Below are 17,413 nucleotides of genomic sequence, written 5' to 3' on the forward strand. Positions count from 1 at the left end.
GGGGGCGGACTCCGCGTCAGTGGCGCTCGGGCAGGTCCCGCTCGGCCGGCAGGAGCGCGGCCGACGCGGCCGGGTCGGCCGACGCGGTGCGCGCGGAGGCCGCGGGCGCCGGCTTCGGGCCGCAGAAGGCCGCTTCCAGGGTGCCGCCGAGCGCGGTGTTGGCGGCACCGCGGTTGGAGGTGTTGGCGACCGCCGACAGGCTGCGGCGGCCGTCGCGGGTCGAGAAGGCGTACGTGTAGTAGCCCTGCACGGTGCCGGTGTGGCCGAACACCTGGGTGCCGCAGGAGAGGTCGTAGCGGCGCAGGCCGAGCCCGTAGAAGCGGGTGCCGGTGGTGTCGGTGGGAGTGACCGTCGTCATCTCCGCCATCATCGCCGGGGAGAGCAGCCGCCCGCGCATGAGCGCGCCGGTGAAGGCGTTCAGGTCGGCGGGGCTGGAGATGACCGCGCCGGCCGACTGGGCCCAGGAGACGGTCTGCTCGGTGGAGTCCACGAGCGGCTGCCCGGCCGCGTCCGGGTGCAGGTAGCCGCGCACGCGGAGCCCCTTGATGCGGGTGTCGGGGTGGACGTAGGACGTGGCGCGCAGCTTCAGCGGCTTGAAGATCCGCTGCTCGTAGGCGCGGTCGACCGGCCGGCCGGTGAGCTTCTCGATGAGCATGCCGACGACGACGAAGTTGGCGTTCGAGTAGCGGTACGAGACGCCGGGCTCGGTGGTGCGCGGCTCGCTCAGCGAGAGGTCGACGAGCTCCTGGTGGCTGAAGACGCGGTTCCGCACGGCCTCGAAGCCCGGCACCGTGTCGGCGAACATGGCGTTGGTGTAGTCCGCGAGGCCGCTGCGGTGGGTGAGGAGGTGGCGGACCGTGATGCGGTCGTCGGGCAGCAGCCCGGGCAGGTACCGGTTGACCGGGGCGTCGAGCTCCAGCCGCCCCTCGTCCACCAGCTGGAGGAGCACGACGGTGGAGAAGGTCTTGCTGACGCTGCCGATGCGGAAGCGGGCGTCGATGTCCATGGGCGCGCCCGTGGCGCGGTCGCGGACGCCGGCGGTCAGGCTCTCGACGCCGCCGGGGCCGGAGAACCGGGCCATCGCGCCCGGAGCGCCGTTGGCCATGGCGGAGTCCAGGGCGGCGGTGATGCCGGCCAGGTCCGGGGCGGGGGTCGCCGGCGCCGTGGCGGGGGCGGGGGCGGCGGGGAGGGGCGCGGCGCTCGCGGTGGCGGCGGGTGCGAGTCCGGCCGCGAGCGCGGCGATCAGGGTGGCGGCTGCGCCGGCGGTCAGACGGCGGTGGGAGGTCAGGGACACGATGAATCCTCGGCTGCTCACGTGGTGTTCGGCGCGGCGCACGCCCTCCGTGGCCGCGGGACCCGGGCGCACGCGCCGGCGACGCCGGGCGCACCCCCGTGCCCACCGATCATGAGGCTCTCCGGCGCCGAAGGGTTCCAGGCGCGGGGCGACGCGTCCGGAAAATCCACATCTGTCCCACCCGGGGGGACGCGTACGGCGGAGGGGCCCTCCCGTGGCGGAAGGGATCCCGTGGAAGGGCCCTCCCCCGCGGGGAGGGCCCCGTCGCGTCAGAAGGTCTGCCGTCCGGCGCCCGGCAGGCCCTGGGGGGCCGGCAGCGGCAGCCGCCGCGCGTCCGCCGCCCGGCGCACGTCGGCGCGGCAGGTCAGGTCGGCGGCGGGCAGCCGGCCCGTCGTCAGGTAGGCCGTCGCGGTCGCGTCGGCGCAGGACCCGGAGCCGTAGACGCCGTGTCCCTGACCGCCGAGGACGGTGACCATGCGGGCGCCCTTCATGACCCGGCGCAGGCCCTGGGCGCTGAAGAGCGGGGTCTGGGAGTCCCACTCGTTCTGGAGGATGAGCGCACCGGTGGTGTTGTCCACCCGGGTGGCGGGCTCGGCGCCCTGGGGCCAGAACGCGCACGGCTTGATGTGCGAGCCGACGTCGCCGTACAGCGGGTACGCCGCCCCGTCGCGGACCGCGTCGCGGCGGTAGCGCTCCGGGTCGCGCGGCCAGGCACGGTTGTCGGCGCAGACCACGGCCCAGAAGCTCGCGTCCATGTTGTCCGCGGGGACCTCGGCGGCGAAGGACGGCGGGGCGGGGCGCTCCGGCGCGGTCCGCCGGGACGGCGCGGCCGGCGGGGTGCCGCCCTCGGCGGCCGTCCGCAGCCGGACGACGAGTTCGGCGGCGCCCCGCGGGTCGAAGAAGGCGGCCCGGGCGCCGATCCTGACGTCGTCGCCGGTCAGCCGCGCCCCGTCGAGCTCGATCGGGGTGCGGTCCGCCCGGGCGACGAGCGCCCAGAAGGCGGCGCCGACCTCCTCCGGGGTGTCGCCGAGCCGGTACTCGGCGTCGCGCCGGGCGGTCCAGTCGGCCCAGCGGGTGAACGCGGGCTCGGCGCCCTCCGCCCACGACTGGATCATGCCGCGCCAGATCCGCGCCGGGTCGACGGCGCTGTCGAGGACGAAGCGGTCGGTGCGGCGCGGGAAGAGCTGGGCGTAGACGGCGCCGAGATAGGTGCCGTAGGAGTAGCCGAGGTAGGAGATCTTCCGCTCGCCGAGGACGGCGCGGACCAGGTCCAGGTCGCGCGCGGTGTTCCGGGTGGTGAGGTGGGGCAGGACGGCGCCGTTGCGCGCCCGGCACTTCTCGGCGACCGTCCGCGCCCAGCGGACGTCCTTCCGGAACGAGGCCGCCTCGTAGGGGCGTTGCCAGTTCAGCTCGTCGCCGGTGAGGCCGCAGCTCACGGGCGAGCTGCGGCCGACGCCGCGCGGGTCGAAGCCGACGAGGTCGTACCGCTGCTTCACGGCGTCCGGCAGTTCGGGCGCCAGCCACAGCGGCATGTCGAGGCCCGAGCCGCCGGGGCCGCCGGGGTTGAGCAGGAGGACGCCGCGCCGGTCGCGGGAGCTGGTGGCCCTCGTCCGGGAGATCGCGACGTCCAGTCTGCGGCCCCCGGGGTCGGCGTAGTCGAGGGGCACCTCGACGGTCGCGCATTCGAGCCGGGCCATCTCCCCCGGGCCGCAGGGGGCCCAGCGCGGCTTCTGTCGCGCGTAGGGCGCCAGCAGCGCCTCGGTGGTGGCGGTCGCCGCCGCCGGAGGGGCGGGGGCGGCGACGGCGGGCGTCAGGGCGGGCATGAGCGTCGCGACGGCGGTCAGCGCCACGACGGATGCTATTCGGTTACGCACGGGGCGTCAGTTCCTCAGGGGTGCGGAGGGATCGGTCCGCAGCACCCTTTCGCGGATCGGCACGGCGCGGAATCCCACTACGGGGCCGGATCGTCTACGCCCGGAGGAGGAGTCGGTGCGGGCGGAACGGTCCCTGGGGAGGTGGACGCCTCCGGCCGTCCCCGCCTCCGGCCCCTCGGGCGGCGCCCGAGACCAACACCGCGCATGAATAAGGGAATTGGGAGAACCCGTGTCCTCCCCCACGGAATTGTTTGACCGCGGCCCCGCTGGTGAGGCGGAGGGCATGGAGAACTCACTGCGTCTGATGATCGCCCTGTGCGGCGCGGTGCTGCTCGCGTACGCCGTCGTGCGGCTCGCGGACCTGGCGGCCCGCCGCGCGGACGCCCTGCGGCCCGGCACGCCCCTGTGGGGACTGCTGCGGCGCTGCCGGACACCGCTCTTCGTCGTCCTGTTCACCGCGCTGCTCGGATGGGCGGTGCGCGTCACCGAGTGGACGCCCGCGCAGGACCACGCCGGGGTCGTCGCCCGCGTCCGGGTGCTGTGCCTGATCGGCAGCGGCGCCTGGCTGACGGTGCGGTTCGCCACCGCCCTGGTGGAGTCCTCGTACGCGCGCTACGCCGGGCGCACGAGCGACCGGGCCCGGGTGCGCCGGGTGCGGACCCAGGTCACCCTGATCACGCGGGTGGTGTCGGTGGGCGTCGGGGTGATCGCCTGCGCGGTGGCCCTCGTGACCTTCCCGTCCTTCCGGGCGCTCGGCACCTCGCTGCTCGCCTCCGCCGGGATCATCGGCATCGTGGCCGGCGTGGCCGCCCAGTCGACCCTCGGCAACCTCTTCGCGGGCTTCCAGATCGCCTTCGGCGACATGGTCCGGATCGGGGACACGGTCGTCGTCGACGGCGAGTGGGGGCTGGTCGAGGAGATCACCCTGACCTTCCTCACCGTGCGCACCTGGGACGAGCGGCGGGTCACCCTGCCGGTCTCCTACTTCACCTCGCGCCCCTTCGAGAACTGGTCGCGGGGCGGCGCCGAGATGACCGGCACGGTCTTCCTCCACTGCGACCACTCCACGCCGGTGGGGCTGCTCCGGGCGCACCTGCGCGCCTTCCTCGACGACTGCCCCGGCTGGGACGGGCGCGGCTGGGACCTCGCGGTGACGGACACCTCCCCCACCGGCATCACCGTCCGCGCCCTGGTGACGGCACGGGACTCCGACGGCCTGTGGGCCGCCCGCTGCGCCGTCCGCGAGGAGCTCGTCCGCTGGCTCGCGCAGGAGCACCCGGCGGCGCTCCCGAAGGTCGTCACGGGCCCGCCGCCGCGGCTGGAGTCCTGAGGGGCCCCTCAGCCGCGCGGGCCGCCGTCCTCGCGCCGCTCGTCCGGGGTGGACCAGGAGTCGTCGCGGGGCGCCTCCGGCCGCGTCCCCGCCGGGTCGCCGACGGGCCCGCGGCGGCGGGCCGCGCGGCGGGAGCCCCACCAGAAGGCGCCGAGGAGCAGGGCGACGACGACGACCCCGATGGCGAGGCCGAAGCCGAGGGCGTTGGAGCCGGCCGAGGCGAGCACCTCCGCGGCGGACGCGTGGGGGGACGTGGCGGTCATGGGCGACTCCGATCGTTCGGGGGCGGCGCGAGGGGAGCCCGGGCGGGTCCCGCACGCCGGTTCACAGGGCGCGTCTCTCCCGTCACGGACGCCGCAAACGCCGGGGCGGCGGCCCTTCCGGCGGGGCCGGGCGGGGCAGGCCGCCCTTGCCGCGGGGCCTGGTCGGGCAGGCTGGGGGCATGAGCGACTTGCACGGCTCCGCCGTCCTCCTGCGTCCCGCGGTCCCCGCCGACGTCCCCGCCCTGGCGGCCCTCCGGGCCACGCCCGAGGTGCGGGCGCGGTGGCGCGGCGGGGAGGACCTGGTGGAGGAGGTCGCCTCCGATCTGGCGGATCCCGCCACGCGCTGCCTGACGATCCGGTACGAGGACCGGATCGTCGGCATGATCCAGTGGTACGCCGAGGAGGAGCCGGACTACCGGCACGCCGGGATCGACCTCTTCCTCGACCCGTCGGTGCACGGCCGGGGCCTGGGCACCGACGCGGTGCGCACGCTCGCCCGGCACCTCGTCGACGACCACGGCTTCCACCGGCTGGTCATCGATCCGGCGGCCGACAACGCCGCGGCGATCCGCTGCTACGAGAAGGCCGGTTTCCGCCCCGTCGGGGTGATGCGCCAGTACGAGCGCGGCGCGGACGGCGGCTGGCACGACGGGCTGCTGATGGACCTGCTGGCGCCGGAGCTGGTGCGCTGAGGTTCCCCCGGGGCGAGCCGGGCCGCGCGGTCCGTCGCCGGCCGCGCGGTCCGCTCCTCTCCCGGCGGCGCGGTTCACTCCCCGCCGCAGCCCCCGCACCCGCCGCCGCAGCTTCCGCCGTCGCCCCCGGCGCCGCCGTCCGAGCCGCTGCCGCCCCTGCCGCCCGAGCCGCTGTCGGCGAACGCGCCGACGATGCCGATGACGACGAAGACCGCGACCACCAGGACCACGAGCTCCCCCATGACGTCCCCCTTCCGCGCCGTCCCGCGACGGCCCATGGGGGGTATACCCGGCCGGGCGGGCCCCGGAGCCCCGGGGCGGCGCCGAATCGCCGCACCGGGCGGGGGCGGGTCAGCCGCCGAGGATGCCCCGGTCGTAGCCGGCGGCGACGGCCGCCGCGCGGTCCTTGACGGCGAGCTTGGCGTAGATGTGGGTGAGGTGGGTCTTCACCGTGGCCTCGCTGATGAAGAGTTCGGCGGCGATGGCGCGGTTGGAGGTGCCGCGGGCGACGAGGACGAGGATCTCGCGCTCGCGGACCGAGAGGGTGTCGTCGACGGGCGCGGCGGGCCGGCGCACGGCGCTGACGAGGCGGGTCGCGACGGCCGGGGAGAGGACCGCGCGGCCCTCGGCGGCGGCCCGCACGGCGGCGAACAGCTCCTCGCGCGGCGCGTCCTTGAGGAGGTACCCGGTCGCACCGGCCTCCAGGGCGGGGAGGGTGTCGGTGTCCGTGTCGTACGTGGTGAGCACGAGGACGCGGGCGCGGGCGCCGTGCCGGGCGAGGGCGGCGATGGCGTCGACCCCGCCGCCCCCGGGCATCCGCAGGTCCATGAGGACGACGTCCGGGTCGAGCGCGAGGGCCAGTTCGACGGCCTCGACGCCGCCCGAGGCCTCGCCGAGGACCCGGAAGCCGGGGTCGGTGTCGAACATGCCGCGCAAACCGTCCCGGACGACGGGGTGGTCGTCGGCGACGAGCAGGGTGATCTCACGCATGGGGGGCCAACGGTACGCGAACGGAGATCGCCGTGCCCTCGCCCGGCGCCGATTCGACCGCGAGCGCGCCCGCGAGCCGCTCGGCGCGGGCCCGCATCCCGGCCAGTCCGAAGCCGCCGTGCGCGCCGGGGACGGGCGGCGCCGCGGGGTCGAAGCCGCGCCCGTCGTCGCGGACGTCGAGGACGACCTCGTCGCCCATGTAGGAGAGGGTGACGCCGGCCCGGGTGGCTCCGGAGTGGCGTTCGGCGTTGGCCAGCGCCTCCTGTGCGATGCGGAGGAGGGTGGCGGCGACCTCGTCGTGGAGGGGGTGCGCGGTGCCGGTGGGGGTGAACCGGGCTCTGATACCGGTGCGTTCGGCCCAGGCGCCGACGGTCTTCTCCAGGGCGTCGGGCAGGGTGTCGTGCTCCAGGGCGGCGGGACCGAGGTTCTGCACGGAGCGGCGGGCCTCGCCGAGGCTGTGCCGGGCGAGGGCGGCGGCCCGCCGGTGGTGGACGCGGGCCTGGCGGGGGTCGGCGGCCTCGGCCGCCTGGAGCTGGGCGATGATGCCGGTGAGGCCCTGGGCGAGGGTGTCGTGGATCTCGGCGGCGAGCCGCCGCCGTTCGTCGGCGACGCCCGCCTCCCGTGCCTGGAGGACGAGTTGGGCCTGGAGGGTGGCGTTCTCGGCGAGCGCCTGCTCCAGGCGGGTGTTGGCGCGGGCGAGTTCGGCGATGGTCGCGGCGCGCTCGGCGGCCTTCTCGGCCTCCTTGGCGCCGAGGTGGGAGAGGCCGACGGCGAGGCCCGCGTTGAGGAGGAACAGCCCGCCGAACGCGGCCCACTGGAGGGCGGAGGCCGGCGGGATGCCGCCGGACTGGGAGCCGGCCAGGGTGAGGGCGACGACGGTCAGCCCGGCCCTGACGCACAGCGGGCGCGGCGGCAGCAGGTGGACGGCGTCGAAGTAGCCGATGCAGGCGAAGACGGCGAAGAAGGGGTTGCACCAGGTGAGAGCGAGGGCGAGCGCGGCCCGCAGCGTGAAGTAGGCGACCGAGGCGGGTCCCGGGGCGCCCGGCACGAGCACGGCCTCCGCGGCGTCGCCGCCCGGCGCGTCGCGCGGGCCCCGCGCCTCCCCGGGCCGCGACGGCGTCCGGCCGGTCCGCCGCGCGTGCCAGGCGAGCTGGAGGAGCAGGGCGGCGCCGACGAGCCAGACCGCGACGGTCCTCTCGGTCCCGGTCGAGAGCAGCTCCGCGCTCGCGGCGGCCATGGCCGCGGCGACGGCGAGGAGCGCGTACGGCCCCCAGCGGAGGAACTGCCGCCACCGCTCCTCCACGGTCGCCGCCACGACGGCGTCCGGCACCGCCCCGCTCCCGTCCGGCACCGCCACGCGTACCGGCCGCGCGACCCGCCGCTCTCCCCGCCCCATCGTGGGCCCGCCTCCGTCCTCGTCATTCCCAGCGGAACCGGCGGATCGCCACCGCCGTCAGCGCCACCGCCCACACGCCCATCACGCCGAGGGCGAGCGGGCCGGGCCAGCCGCCGCGCGCCGCCTCGTCGAGGGCCCGCGAGGCGGCGCCGTACGGGCTGAACTCAACGATCCGGCGCAGCGTATCCGGCATGACCTGGACGGGCACCCAGACGCCCGCCGTGAACATGGTCGGGAAGAAGACGGCCGTGCCCACGGCGGTGGCGATCCTCTGGGTGCGGGAGAGGGCGCAGACCGCGGCGCCGAGCGCGAGCCCGACCGCGACGGCCAGGAGCAGTGCGCCGAGGTAGCCGGGGAGGTTGCCGGGGAGCGCGACGCCGAAGGCCACGCGGCCGACCCCGACGACCAGCAGGGAGGAGACCAGCGCGGCGGCGGCGTGCAGGACGAGCTGGGCGGTGAGCAGCGCGGCCGGCCGGACCGGGGTGGCGGACATGCGGCGCAGGATGCCGCGCTCGCGGTAGCCGGCGAGGACGGGGGGCATGGCCTGGAGGCCGGCCATGATGAGGGCGAAGAGGACGGCGACCGGGACGTAGACGTCGATCACCCGGCGCCCGCCGAGGTCGTCGGAGGCCTCCCGCAGGGAGGGGACGAGGCCGAGGATCACCAGGAGGACGGTCGGCGAGGCCATCACCCAGAACAGGGCGGCCGGTTCGCGGGCGAAGAGGCGGGCCTCGGCCCTGAGGACCGCGCGCGTGGCGGAGGCCGGTGCGGTGGTGCTGGCCATGGGTGCTGCTCCTGTCGGTGGGGACGCGGGTACGGACGGGTGCGGGCGGGTGCGGGTACGGACGGGTGCGGGCGCGGACGGGGTGGGCGTACGGACGGGGCTCAGGTGGTGAGGTCGAGGTAGGCGTCGTCGAGCGTGGCGTCCGTGACGCGCAGGCCCCGGACGGTGACCGCGCGGCGGGCGAGCAGCGACACGAAGGCGTCGACGGTGGCGTCCGTGCCGGTCACGACGGTGCGGCCCTCCCGGGTGGTGACGTCGGCGGCGCCGGGCAGGGCGGCGAGTTCGGCGGCCTCCAGGGGGCTGTCGGCGGCGAAGGAGACGACCCGGGCGGTGGCGGCGCGGCCGATGATCCCGGCGGGGGTGTCGAGGGCGGTGACCCGGCCCCGGTCGATCACCGCGATCCGGTCGCAGAGGCGCTGCGCCTCCTCCATGACGTGGGTGACGAGGAGGACGGTGACGCCGTCGGCGCGGAGGGACTCGACGAGGTCCCAGGTGTCGCGGCGGGCCCGCGGGTCGAGACCGGTGGTGAGTTCGTCGAGGACGACGGCGCGGGGGTCGCCGATCAGGGCGAGCGCGATGAAGAGCCGCTGTTTCTGCCCGCCGGACAGCCGGGCGAAGCGCACGTCCAGGTGGGCGTCGAGCCCGAGGCGGGCGGCGAGCGCCCGCCGGTCGGCGGGGCGTTCGTGGAAGGAGGCGTACAGCTCCATCGCCTCGCGGACGGTGAGCTTGGCCTGGAGTTCGCTCTGCTGCAGCTGGACGCCGAGCAGCCGGGTGACCCGGTCGTGGTCGGCGACGGGGTCCAGGCCCCCGACCCTGACCCGTCCGGCGTCGGGGGTGCGCAGCCCGGCCACGCACTCGACGGTCGTGGTCTTCCCGGCGCCGTTGGGTCCGAGGATCCCGAAGATCTCCCCCTCGTCCACGGTGAAGGAGACGCCGTCGACGGCCTTCCGTTCCCCGTACGCCTTGCTCAGGTCCCGCACTTCGATCATCGGCATGGGCCCAGGATCGTCCGGGGGCGGGGTCCCGCGGCATCCGCCGTCCCGCTCGGTCCGCGATCGTCCGATCGGAGGATGGCGGTACGACGTCGGGCGGGCCGGCGGCGCCGGACGGGGGCCGCCGGCGCGGCGTCCGGCCCCGCGCCGGGGGCCGGACGCCCGTCCTTCTCAGGTGGTGTAGCCGGAGTTGAGGTCGACGTATCCCTCGGTCAGGTCGCAGCCGTAGACGGTGAAGGCGCCGTCGGCGATGCCGAGGTCGACGGCGATGACGACCTCGTCGCCGGAGAGGTGGGCACGGGCGCGGTCCAGCCGGGCGTCGTCCGGCTCCTCCGGGAACATCTCCAGGTCGCCGTAGTGGATGCGCACCCGGGCGGGGTCGATGTCGTGGTCGTCGTGGAGCTTGCCGACGGCCATGGCCACCCGTCCCCAGTTGGGGTCGGCGCCGTGCACGGAGGTCTTGACGAGCGGCGAGTTCACCACGGCCTTGGCGGCGCGCTTGGCCTGGGCGGTGTCGCGGGCGCCGGTGACGCGCACCTCGATCAGCTTGCCGGCGCCCTCGCCGTCGGAGGCGATGCTGCGGACCAGGGTGAGCGCGGCCCGGTACAGGACCTCCTCGAACTCGGCCTCGTCGACCGGGCCCGCGAGGCCGTTGGCGAAGACGGCGGCGGTGTCGCTGGTGGAGGTGTCGGTGTCGATGCTGAGCGCGTTGAAGGTCTTGTCGACCACCCGCCGGAAGACCGCGTCGAGCCGGTCCGCCCCGATCAGGGCATCGGTGAAGAAGAAGGTCAGCAGCGTGGCCATGTCGGGCTCGATCATGCCGACGCCCTTGGCGATGCCCACGACGACCGCGTCGCCGCAGCGCAGGTGGACCGATTTGGGGCGGGTGTCGGTGGTCATGATGGCGGTGGCGGCGGCCTCGAAGTCGGCGGCGGGCAGCGGCACCGGCAGCTTGGCGATGCCCTCGCGGAGGCTGTCGATGGGGTACGGCCGGCCGATCACGCCGGTCGAGCCGATCACCAGCTCCTCGGGCAGGACGCCGGCCCTGCCCGCGGCGAGCCTGCGCACCTCCTCCGCGTGGGCGGCGCCGACCCGGCCGGTCGCCACGTTGGCGTTGCGGGAGACGACGACGACGCCGCGGCTGCTGTGCCGGGCGGCGTCCTCGCGGCTGAGGACCACGCTGGGGCCGGCGAAGCGCGACCGGGTGAAGACGGCCGCGGACACGGCCGGGACCTCGGACACCACCAGCGCGAAGTCGTGGGCGGTGTCCTTGAGTCCCATGTGGGCGGTGCAGGAGCGGAATCCCCGCGGTACTGCCAGGTCCATGTTCGTTCGCCTTCCCCTCGTACGCAACGATGCATGAAGATACGAACTTCAGCATACCTACTCACTCCAGGGTCCGCGCACCCCTTCCCCTCCGGACCTCGTCGCGCCACACAGTCCGTCCAAGTCCCTTACGCGCCGGGGAGTTGGGGCCTAGCCTCGCCAGAGCTCGCAAGTTACCTGCGAGTCAACCACTCTGTGATGGGTGCCCCCCGGGCCCGGAGGTCGACATGAGTTCCGCGCAGTACCTTCTCGAAAACCGCCCGCACTCCGTGGCGCACCTGTTCCTCTCACGGGTCGAGGCCACCCCCGAACGGGAGGCCTACCGCCACCCCGTGGCCGTCGGCGACGGCGGCGAGGAATGGCGCTCGCTGACGTGGGCGCAGACGGCGCGGCGGGTCGAGGCGATCGCGGCCGGGCTGCTCGCCCTGGGACTGCGGACCGAGGAGCGGGTCGCCATCTCCTCCTCGACGCGGATCGAGTGGATCCTCGCCGACATGGGCGTGATGTGCGCGGGCGCGGCGGCCACCGCCGTCTATCCCAGCACCAACGGCGAGGAGACGGCGTACATCCTCGCCGACTCCGACAGCCGCGCGATCTTCGTCGAGAACGCCGAGCAGCTGGCCAAGGTCACCGCGCACCGGGACGGCCTGCCCGGCCTGCGGCACGCGATCCTCTTCGATCCCGCGCCGGACGCGGCCGGGGCCGGGGGACCGGAGGTGCTCACCCTCGCCGAGCTGGAGCGGCACGGCGACGAGCACCTCGCGAAGCACCCCGACGCCGTCCGGGCGGCGGTCCGGGGCATCGTCCCGGAGCAGCTCGCCACGCTGATCTACACCTCCGGCACGACGGGCCGCCCGAAGGGGGTCCGGCTGGTGCACGACTGCTGGTCGTACCAGGGGGCCGCCCAGATGGCGACGGGGCTCGTGCTCCCCGACGACGTGCAGTTCCTCTGGCTGCCGCTGTCGCACGTCTTCGGCAAGGCCCTGATCGCCGGCCAGGTGCAGTCCGGCCACGTCATGGCCGTGGACGGCCGGATCGACCGCATCATCACCAACCTGCCCGTCGTCCGGCCCACCATCATGGCGTCCGCGCCCCGGGTCTTCGAGAAGGTCTACAACGGCATCGCGGCACGGGCGCGCGCCGAGGGCGGAGCCAAGTACAAGATCTTCCGGTGGGCGGCGAAGGTCGCCCGCGACCACGCCAGGACCGGCCAGGAGCAGAGGGCCGCCACCGGCCGGAGCAGGATCCCCCTGTCCCTCGCCCTCCAGCACGCCCTCGCCGACAGACTGGTCTACGGCAGGATCCGCGCGGCCTTCGGCGGCCGGCTGCGCGGCAGCGCCTCGGGCAGCGCCGCGCTCGCCCCCGAGATCGGCTACTTCTTCGCCGGCGCCGGCGTCAACGTCCTGGAGGGGTACGGCCTCACGGAGACGAGCGCGGCCTGCACCGTCAACCCGGCCGACGACGGGCGCGTCGGCACCGTCGGCAAGCCGCTGCCCGGCACCGAGGTCCGCATCGCCGAGGACGGCGAGATCCTCCTGCGCGGCCCGGGCATCATGCGCGGCTACCACAACCTCCCCGACAAGACCGCCGAAGTGCTGGAGAGCGACGGCTGGTTCCGCACCGGGGACATCGGCGAGATCGACAAGGACGGCTACGTCCGCATCACCGACCGCAAGAAGGACCTCTTCAAGACCTCCGGCGGCAAGTACGTCGCCCCCACCGAGATCGAGAGCCGCTTCAAGGCCGCCTGCCCCTTCGCGAGCAACATCCTGGTCATCGGCAACGGCCGGAACTACTGCACCGCCCTGATCACCCTCGACGAGAGCGTGATCATGCCCTGGGCCGCCGCGAACGGCCTCGCCGGCCGCGCCTACGCCGACGTGGTCACCTCACCGGAGGTCCACGCCCTCGTCGATGGCTTCGTCCAGCGGGTCAACGGCGACCTCCAGCGCTGGCAGACCCTGAAGAAGTTCGCCGTCCTCCCCCGCGACCTCGACGTCGAGCACGGCGAGCTCACCCCCAGCCTCAAGGTCAAGCGCCCCGTCGTGGAGAGCGCGTACGCCGGTCTCGTCGAGGCGATGTACGAGGGCTCGCGCGAGGCCTGACGGCCGCCCGCCGCCCGGCACGGTCGCGTGCCGGGCGGCGGGCGACGGGTCGCGGTGGGGCCGGACCCGGTTCACGGTGCGGGCCGGCCCCCGGTTCACGGTGCGGGCCCGGCCCGCGGACCGAGCCGGTCGAGCGCCTCCGCGGCGTTCCCCCCGATGACGGCGGCCAGCTCCTTCGCCTCCTCCGCGCCGCCCGAGAGCCGTTCGCTCGCGCAGAGCGCCCTGGACTGCGCGAAGTGGGCGCGGAGGCCGTCGACGAGGATCCGGTCGAACTCCCCTCCCGTCGCGCCCTTCGCCCGGGCGAGGGTGTCGAGGCCGACCATGCCCGGCATCCGGTGCCCCTCGTGGGGACGGGTGTCGGGAACGCCCGCGAGGTCCAGCAGGGCCCGCAGCCCTTCCCGTTCCTCCTCCAGTCGCTCCCCGGTCCGGGCGGCGAGGTCCGCCAGGGCGGGATCCGCCGTGCGCGACGGGGCCAGGCCGGTGAGGCGGTGGGCCCGCTCGGCCATGGGGATCATCAGCAGGATCCACGCGGTGTCGGTGGCGTTGAACGCCTCCGCCCGCGGCGGGCCGGTCACCGGCCGCGCGGTGCAGCCGGTGACGGCGAGCGCCGCGAGCAGGGCCCCGGCCGTCCGCAGGATCAGAAGGTGCCGGCGGAGTTGCACTTGGCGCTCTGCACGACGCAGTCCTTCACCCGCTGCCCCAGGGCCGCGTCGTCCCAGGCGTTGAAGAAGTCGCCGTGGATGGACGAGGCCATGCCGGAGGAGAGGGAGAAGCCGGCGGGGCTTCCCGAGGTGGGGTAGCTGACGACGAAGGAGACGGACGGGATGGCGACGGGGTGGTCGCCGCCGCACGTGCCGCTGTGGGTGAAGGCGACGTGGGACTTGTGGTCCGGGCTGTCGAGGTGCTTCCCGTCCCAGCAGTCGGGGAAGACGAGCTGGTGGACGAGCTTGGCGGTCGGGGCGCAGACGGGCCAGTTGCCGTCGGCGCTGCGCCCGATCTCGCCGCCCTCGCCGGCGCAGAAGAACTGGTTGGCCGAGCCCGCCGGGGTGGGGAGCTGGGACTTGGCGTCGCCGGCGATCATGCGGAAGCCCTGGGGGAAGGGAACCGTCGCCGTGGGGTCGGGCAGGCGTGATCCGTAGTAGACGATCATGCCGTCGCTCTCGACGGCCCTGCCGTCCTGGTAGAGGGTCGGGATCCAGTAGGCGGACAGGTCCTTCGCGGGGGTGCAGCTGGTGGCCGGGTTGGCCGCCAGGCTGCGGGCGGTGGTGAACGCGTCGGTGCCCTTGTTGCCGAAGAAGCTGTGCATGTGGGACGCGCCGGGCAGGCCGGGGGCGACGATCGGGTCGTCGGGCTTGGAGTGGCTGTAGGAGCAGGTGGCGTTGAACTCGGGGACGCGCACGGTGCCGGCCGGGACGGGGGCCGGGGTCATGGCCCGGAACCGCGCCAGCTGGGCGTCCCACGCGGCCCGGTCGACGGCGACCCATCCGGGTGCGGTGCCGCCGGTGGTGCCGTCCTCGAAGGAGAACCAGTTGATGTTGACGAAGTCGCCGGGTGCGCTGCTGCGCAGGACGGCGAACAGCGTCTGCGGGCCGGTGGGGTGGGTGGTCACGGAGGCGGTCCGGGTGGTCCAGCTCTGCCATCCGCCGGTCGGCGTGACGGGGAAGGCGGCGAGCAGCGGCCCGGTCGGCGAGCCGGTGCGCAGCTCCACCGTGCCGGGTCCGCCGGCGGCGGAGGCGATGCGGGCCGAGGCGGTCAGGGGACCGGCGGCGCCGAGGTCGACGGCGTCGAAGCGCATCCAGTCGCCGTCGGCGAGGTAGGCGGCGTTCCGGCCGCCGCCGGTGTCGGCGGTCGCTTCGAGGACGACGCCGGACTGTGCCGCGTGGGACTCGGCCTGGACGACGCGGGTGGCGGCCCAGGCGGGCCGGCCGGTGAGCGTGATGCCGAGTGCGGCGGCCAGGACGACGGCCAGTGCACCCGCCAGGAGGGTGTGGAGGCGGACGGATGGGTGGCGCATGGCTGTTCCTCTCGTGTCACGGCTGAGGGGGGAAGAGGAAGTCCGCCGGCGGGTGCCGGCTACTGGTACACGCGGACGTAGTCGACGAGCATCCGGGCGGGGAAGGGGGTGGTGGCGTCGGTGGGGCCGGGCCAGTCGCCGCCGACCGCGAGGTTGAGGATCATGTAGTGCGGGTGGTCGAAGATCCAGGGGCCGCGGGTCCGCTCGACCTGTTCCTTGTCGAGGGTGAGGACGGTCCGTCCGTCGAGGCTGTAGACGATGCCCTTGCTGGTCCAGTCGGCGGCCCAGGTGTGGAAGTCGTCGGAGAAGTCGGCGCCCTGGGGCAGCCCGTACGGCGCCCCGATGCCGCCGGCGCCGTGGTAGGCGGGCGCGTGGACGGTGGAGTACGAGGTCTTCACGTCCTTGCCGAGGACCTCCAGGATGTCGATCTCGCCGTTGTACGGCCACGGGCGGCCGCTCAGGAAGTCGGCGCCCATCATCCAGAAGGCGGGCCACAGGCCGTTGCCCTCGGGGACCTTGACGCGGGCCTCGACCCGGCCGTAGGTGAACCGGAACGTCGCGCCGGTGTTCATCCGGGCCGAGGTGTACTGGCACGTGGTGCTGCCGGTGAGCGGGTCGGGCGGGCAGCCCTTTCCGGGAGTGGCCTGCTTGCGCGCCTCCAGGACGAGGTGTCCGGCGCCGTCGAGCGAGGCGTTGTCGTGGTCGGTGTAGTACTGCAGCTCAGCGTTCTGGCCGGTTCCCGGGTCGGCCTTCCACTTGGCCGGGTCGGGCCTGCCGCCGGCGGCCCCGTCGAACTCGTCGCTCCACACGAGCCGCGGCGGGTCGGCCGGGTCGGCCGGGAGCGGCGGGGCCGGGTTCGGGGCGCCCCCGGTGCCGTACACCTGGAACTCCCACAGGGAGTAGCCGTAGGCGGTCGCGCGCTGCGTGCCGTACATGCGGACGTGGCGGCCGGTGCCGGAGACGTCGAGGGTCTGCTTGAAGCCGGTGCCGGTCGTGGTGGAGTAGATCGGCGTCCAGTCGGTGCCGTTGTCGGACACCTGGATCTGGAAGGACCTGGCGTGGGCGGGGTCCCACTGGAGGACGATCCTGTCGATCCGGGCGGGGGCGCCGAGGTCGACGGAGATCCAGGCGGGGTCGGCCCAGCCGGTGGTGGGGCTCGTCGCCCAGCGGGAGGCCGGGTCGCGGTCGAAGGCGCGGGCGGGGGTGCACTCCCAGCAGTTCTGGTCGCTCTGCGAGGAGGAGGCGGAACCGGGCCGGCCGTAGGAGAGCAGGGTGCCGCCGTTCCCGCCGTCGGTGCCGGTGGTGCGGACGGCGAAGGTCCACAGGGAGTAGCCGTAGGCGGTGGCGCGTTCGGTCGCGGCCATGCGCACGTGGCGGCCCGCGCCGGAGACGGTGAGGTCCTGCGTGCCGCCGGCGCCCGACGTCGTCTCGTACAGCGTCCGCCAGGACGAGGCGTCGTCGGAGACCTGGACGCGGAAGGACTTCGCGAAGGCCGCCTCCCACGCGAGGGTCACGCCGCAGAGCTCGCGTACGGCCCCGAGGTCGACCTGGATCCACTGGGCGTCGGCGAAGGCGCTGGACCAGCGGGTCGCACCGTCGCCGTCGACGGCGTGGGCGGCGGTGAAGCCGCCTTCGGTGCTCGACGCCGTGGCGGTCCGGCCCCGGGCGGCGTCCGTGCTCGCGCAGGGGGCGCCGGAGGTGCCGTGGACCTGGAACTCCCAGAGGGAGTAGCCGTAGGCGGTGGCGCGTTCGGTCGCGGCCATGCGCACGTAGCGGCCCGTGCCGGAGACGGTGAGGTCCTGGACGCCTCCCGTGCCCGACGTCGTCTCGTGGAGCGTGGTCCAGGTGGCGGCGTCGGCGGAGACCTGGACGCGGAAGGACTTCGCGTACGCGGCCTCCCAGTGGAGCGTCACCCGGCCGATGGCGGCGCTCGCGCCCAGGTCGACCTGGATCCACTCGGTGTCCGTGAAGGCGCTGGACCACCGGGTGCCGGCGTCGCCGTCGACCGCGGCGGCCGGGGCGAACACGCCCTCGCTGCTGGAAGCGGTGACGCTCCTGCCCTGGGACAGGGGGACTTCCGCGGCGCGGGCGGAGGGGGAGGGAAGGGCGGTGAGGGTGAGCAGGGTGGCCACGACGGCGACAAGCAGGCCGACGCGGCGAAGCAGCGGACGCACGGCGTCTCCTCGGCTGGGAATGGGTCAGGGAGCGCTCCCTGAGGGGTGAGAATGGGCCGGTCCCCCTCGGCTGTCAAGGCTTCGGTTTACTTGCCCGATACACCGCAGACTCACCAAGTCCCCTTCAGGGAACGGTTTCTGACGGACGCACGGACAGGTCCGGAAGCCCTCCGACCGGG

Annotated in this window: 15 protein-coding genes; 3 read left to right on the forward strand and 12 right to left on the reverse strand. The window is 74.8% G+C overall.

Features of this window, described 5'->3' with window-relative positions; all coding sequences use genetic code 11:
- Positions 1-16: 16 nt before the first annotated feature.
- Together IE287_RS08510 and IE287_RS08515 are read right to left on the reverse strand one after the other, a co-directional pair.
- Positions 17-1,294 carry a serine hydrolase domain-containing protein gene (locus IE287_RS08510; protein WP_189848307.1) on the reverse strand — a complete coding sequence of 426 codons (1,278 nt, stop codon included), beginning with the start codon at positions 1,292-1,294 and terminating at the stop codon, positions 17-19.
- Positions 1,295-1,563: 269 nt separating this feature from the next.
- Positions 1,564-3,117 carry an alpha/beta hydrolase gene (locus tag IE287_RS08515; protein ID WP_189848633.1) on the reverse strand — a complete coding sequence of 518 codons (1,554 nt, stop codon included), beginning with the start codon at positions 3,115-3,117 and terminating at the stop codon, positions 1,564-1,566.
- Between the two features lie 334 nt (positions 3,118-3,451).
- Between IE287_RS08515 and IE287_RS08520 the strand changes: the two genes are divergently transcribed.
- Positions 3,452-4,498, forward strand: a complete 1,047-nt coding sequence (locus IE287_RS08520; RefSeq protein WP_189848308.1) for a mechanosensitive ion channel family protein — start codon at positions 3,452-3,454, stop codon at positions 4,496-4,498.
- An 8-nt stretch (positions 4,499-4,506) separates the two neighbouring features.
- Here the strand turns inward: IE287_RS08520 and IE287_RS08525 are convergent, their stop codons facing one another.
- Positions 4,507-4,761 (reverse strand): DUF6479 family protein, encoded by a 255-nt coding sequence (locus IE287_RS08525; protein WP_189848309.1) that lies wholly within the window; start codon positions 4,759-4,761, stop codon positions 4,507-4,509.
- 179 nt (positions 4,762-4,940) lie between these two features.
- Here IE287_RS08525 and IE287_RS08530 point away from each other — a divergent pair, with 179 nt between their 5' ends.
- The gene (locus IE287_RS08530) at positions 4,941-5,453 is read left to right on the forward strand and encodes a GNAT family N-acetyltransferase (protein WP_189848310.1); all 513 of its coding nucleotides are present in this window, start codon (positions 4,941-4,943) and stop codon (positions 5,451-5,453) included.
- A gap of 74 nt (positions 5,454-5,527) precedes the next feature.
- On the opposite strand, the gene IE287_RS08535 is transcribed toward IE287_RS08530, so the two are convergent.
- The 6 genes from IE287_RS08535 to argJ all read right to left on the reverse strand — a co-directional run bounded on the left by IE287_RS08535 (position 5,528) and on the right by argJ (position 10,941).
- Positions 5,528-5,695 carry a hypothetical protein gene (locus IE287_RS08535; RefSeq protein ID WP_189848311.1) on the reverse strand — a complete coding sequence of 56 codons (168 nt, stop codon included), beginning with the start codon at positions 5,693-5,695 and terminating at the stop codon, positions 5,528-5,530.
- Between the two features lie 109 nt (positions 5,696-5,804).
- The gene (locus IE287_RS08540) at positions 5,805-6,443 is read right to left on the reverse strand and encodes a response regulator (RefSeq protein ID WP_189848312.1); all 639 of its coding nucleotides are present in this window, start codon (positions 6,441-6,443) and stop codon (positions 5,805-5,807) included.
- Positions 6,436-7,773 carry a sensor histidine kinase gene (locus IE287_RS08545; protein WP_229883353.1) on the reverse strand — a complete coding sequence of 446 codons (1,338 nt, stop codon included), beginning with the start codon at positions 7,771-7,773 and terminating at the stop codon, positions 6,436-6,438. Before IE287_RS08545 ends, IE287_RS08540 begins: the two co-directional genes overlap by 8 nt.
- 88 nt (positions 7,774-7,861) lie before the next feature.
- Positions 7,862-8,623 carry an ABC transporter permease gene (locus tag IE287_RS08550; protein WP_189848314.1) on the reverse strand — a complete coding sequence of 254 codons (762 nt, stop codon included), beginning with the start codon at positions 8,621-8,623 and terminating at the stop codon, positions 7,862-7,864.
- A gap of 101 nt (positions 8,624-8,724) precedes the next feature.
- Positions 8,725-9,618, reverse strand: a complete 894-nt coding sequence (locus tag IE287_RS08555) for an ABC transporter ATP-binding protein (RefSeq protein WP_189848315.1) — start codon at positions 9,616-9,618, stop codon at positions 8,725-8,727.
- Positions 9,619-9,786: 168 nt separating this feature from the next.
- The gene (gene argJ / locus IE287_RS08560) at positions 9,787-10,941 is read right to left on the reverse strand and encodes a bifunctional glutamate N-acetyltransferase/amino-acid acetyltransferase ArgJ (RefSeq protein WP_189848316.1); all 1,155 of its coding nucleotides are present in this window, start codon (positions 10,939-10,941) and stop codon (positions 9,787-9,789) included.
- A 227-nt stretch (positions 10,942-11,168) separates the two neighbouring features.
- Between argJ and IE287_RS08565 the strand changes: the two genes are divergently transcribed.
- The gene (locus IE287_RS08565) at positions 11,169-13,046 is read left to right on the forward strand and encodes an AMP-dependent synthetase/ligase (RefSeq protein ID WP_189848317.1); all 1,878 of its coding nucleotides are present in this window, start codon (positions 11,169-11,171) and stop codon (positions 13,044-13,046) included.
- Positions 13,047-13,141: 95 nt separating this feature from the next.
- Here IE287_RS08565 and IE287_RS08570 read toward each other — a convergent pair whose 3' ends face one another.
- From IE287_RS08570 to IE287_RS08580, 3 genes are read right to left on the reverse strand one after another with little or no spacing between them, the layout of a single operon-like run.
- Positions 13,142-13,708, reverse strand: a complete 567-nt coding sequence (locus IE287_RS08570; protein ID WP_189848318.1) for a DUF305 domain-containing protein — start codon at positions 13,706-13,708, stop codon at positions 13,142-13,144.
- Positions 13,684-15,060, reverse strand: a complete 1,377-nt coding sequence (locus IE287_RS08575) for a DUF1996 domain-containing protein (RefSeq protein ID WP_189848319.1) — start codon at positions 15,058-15,060, stop codon at positions 13,684-13,686. The genes IE287_RS08570 and IE287_RS08575 overlap by 25 nt, the downstream gene beginning before the upstream one ends.
- 59 nt (positions 15,061-15,119) lie before the next feature.
- Entirely contained in the window at positions 15,120-17,234 is a 2,115-nt protein-coding gene (locus IE287_RS08580) for a discoidin domain-containing protein (RefSeq protein ID WP_189848320.1), read from the reverse strand.
- Positions 17,235-17,413: the final 179 nt, after the last annotated feature.

The organism is Streptomyces omiyaensis, from assembly GCF_014650895.1.
Lineage (GTDB): Bacteria > Actinomycetota > Actinomycetes > Streptomycetales > Streptomycetaceae > Streptomyces > Streptomyces omiyaensis.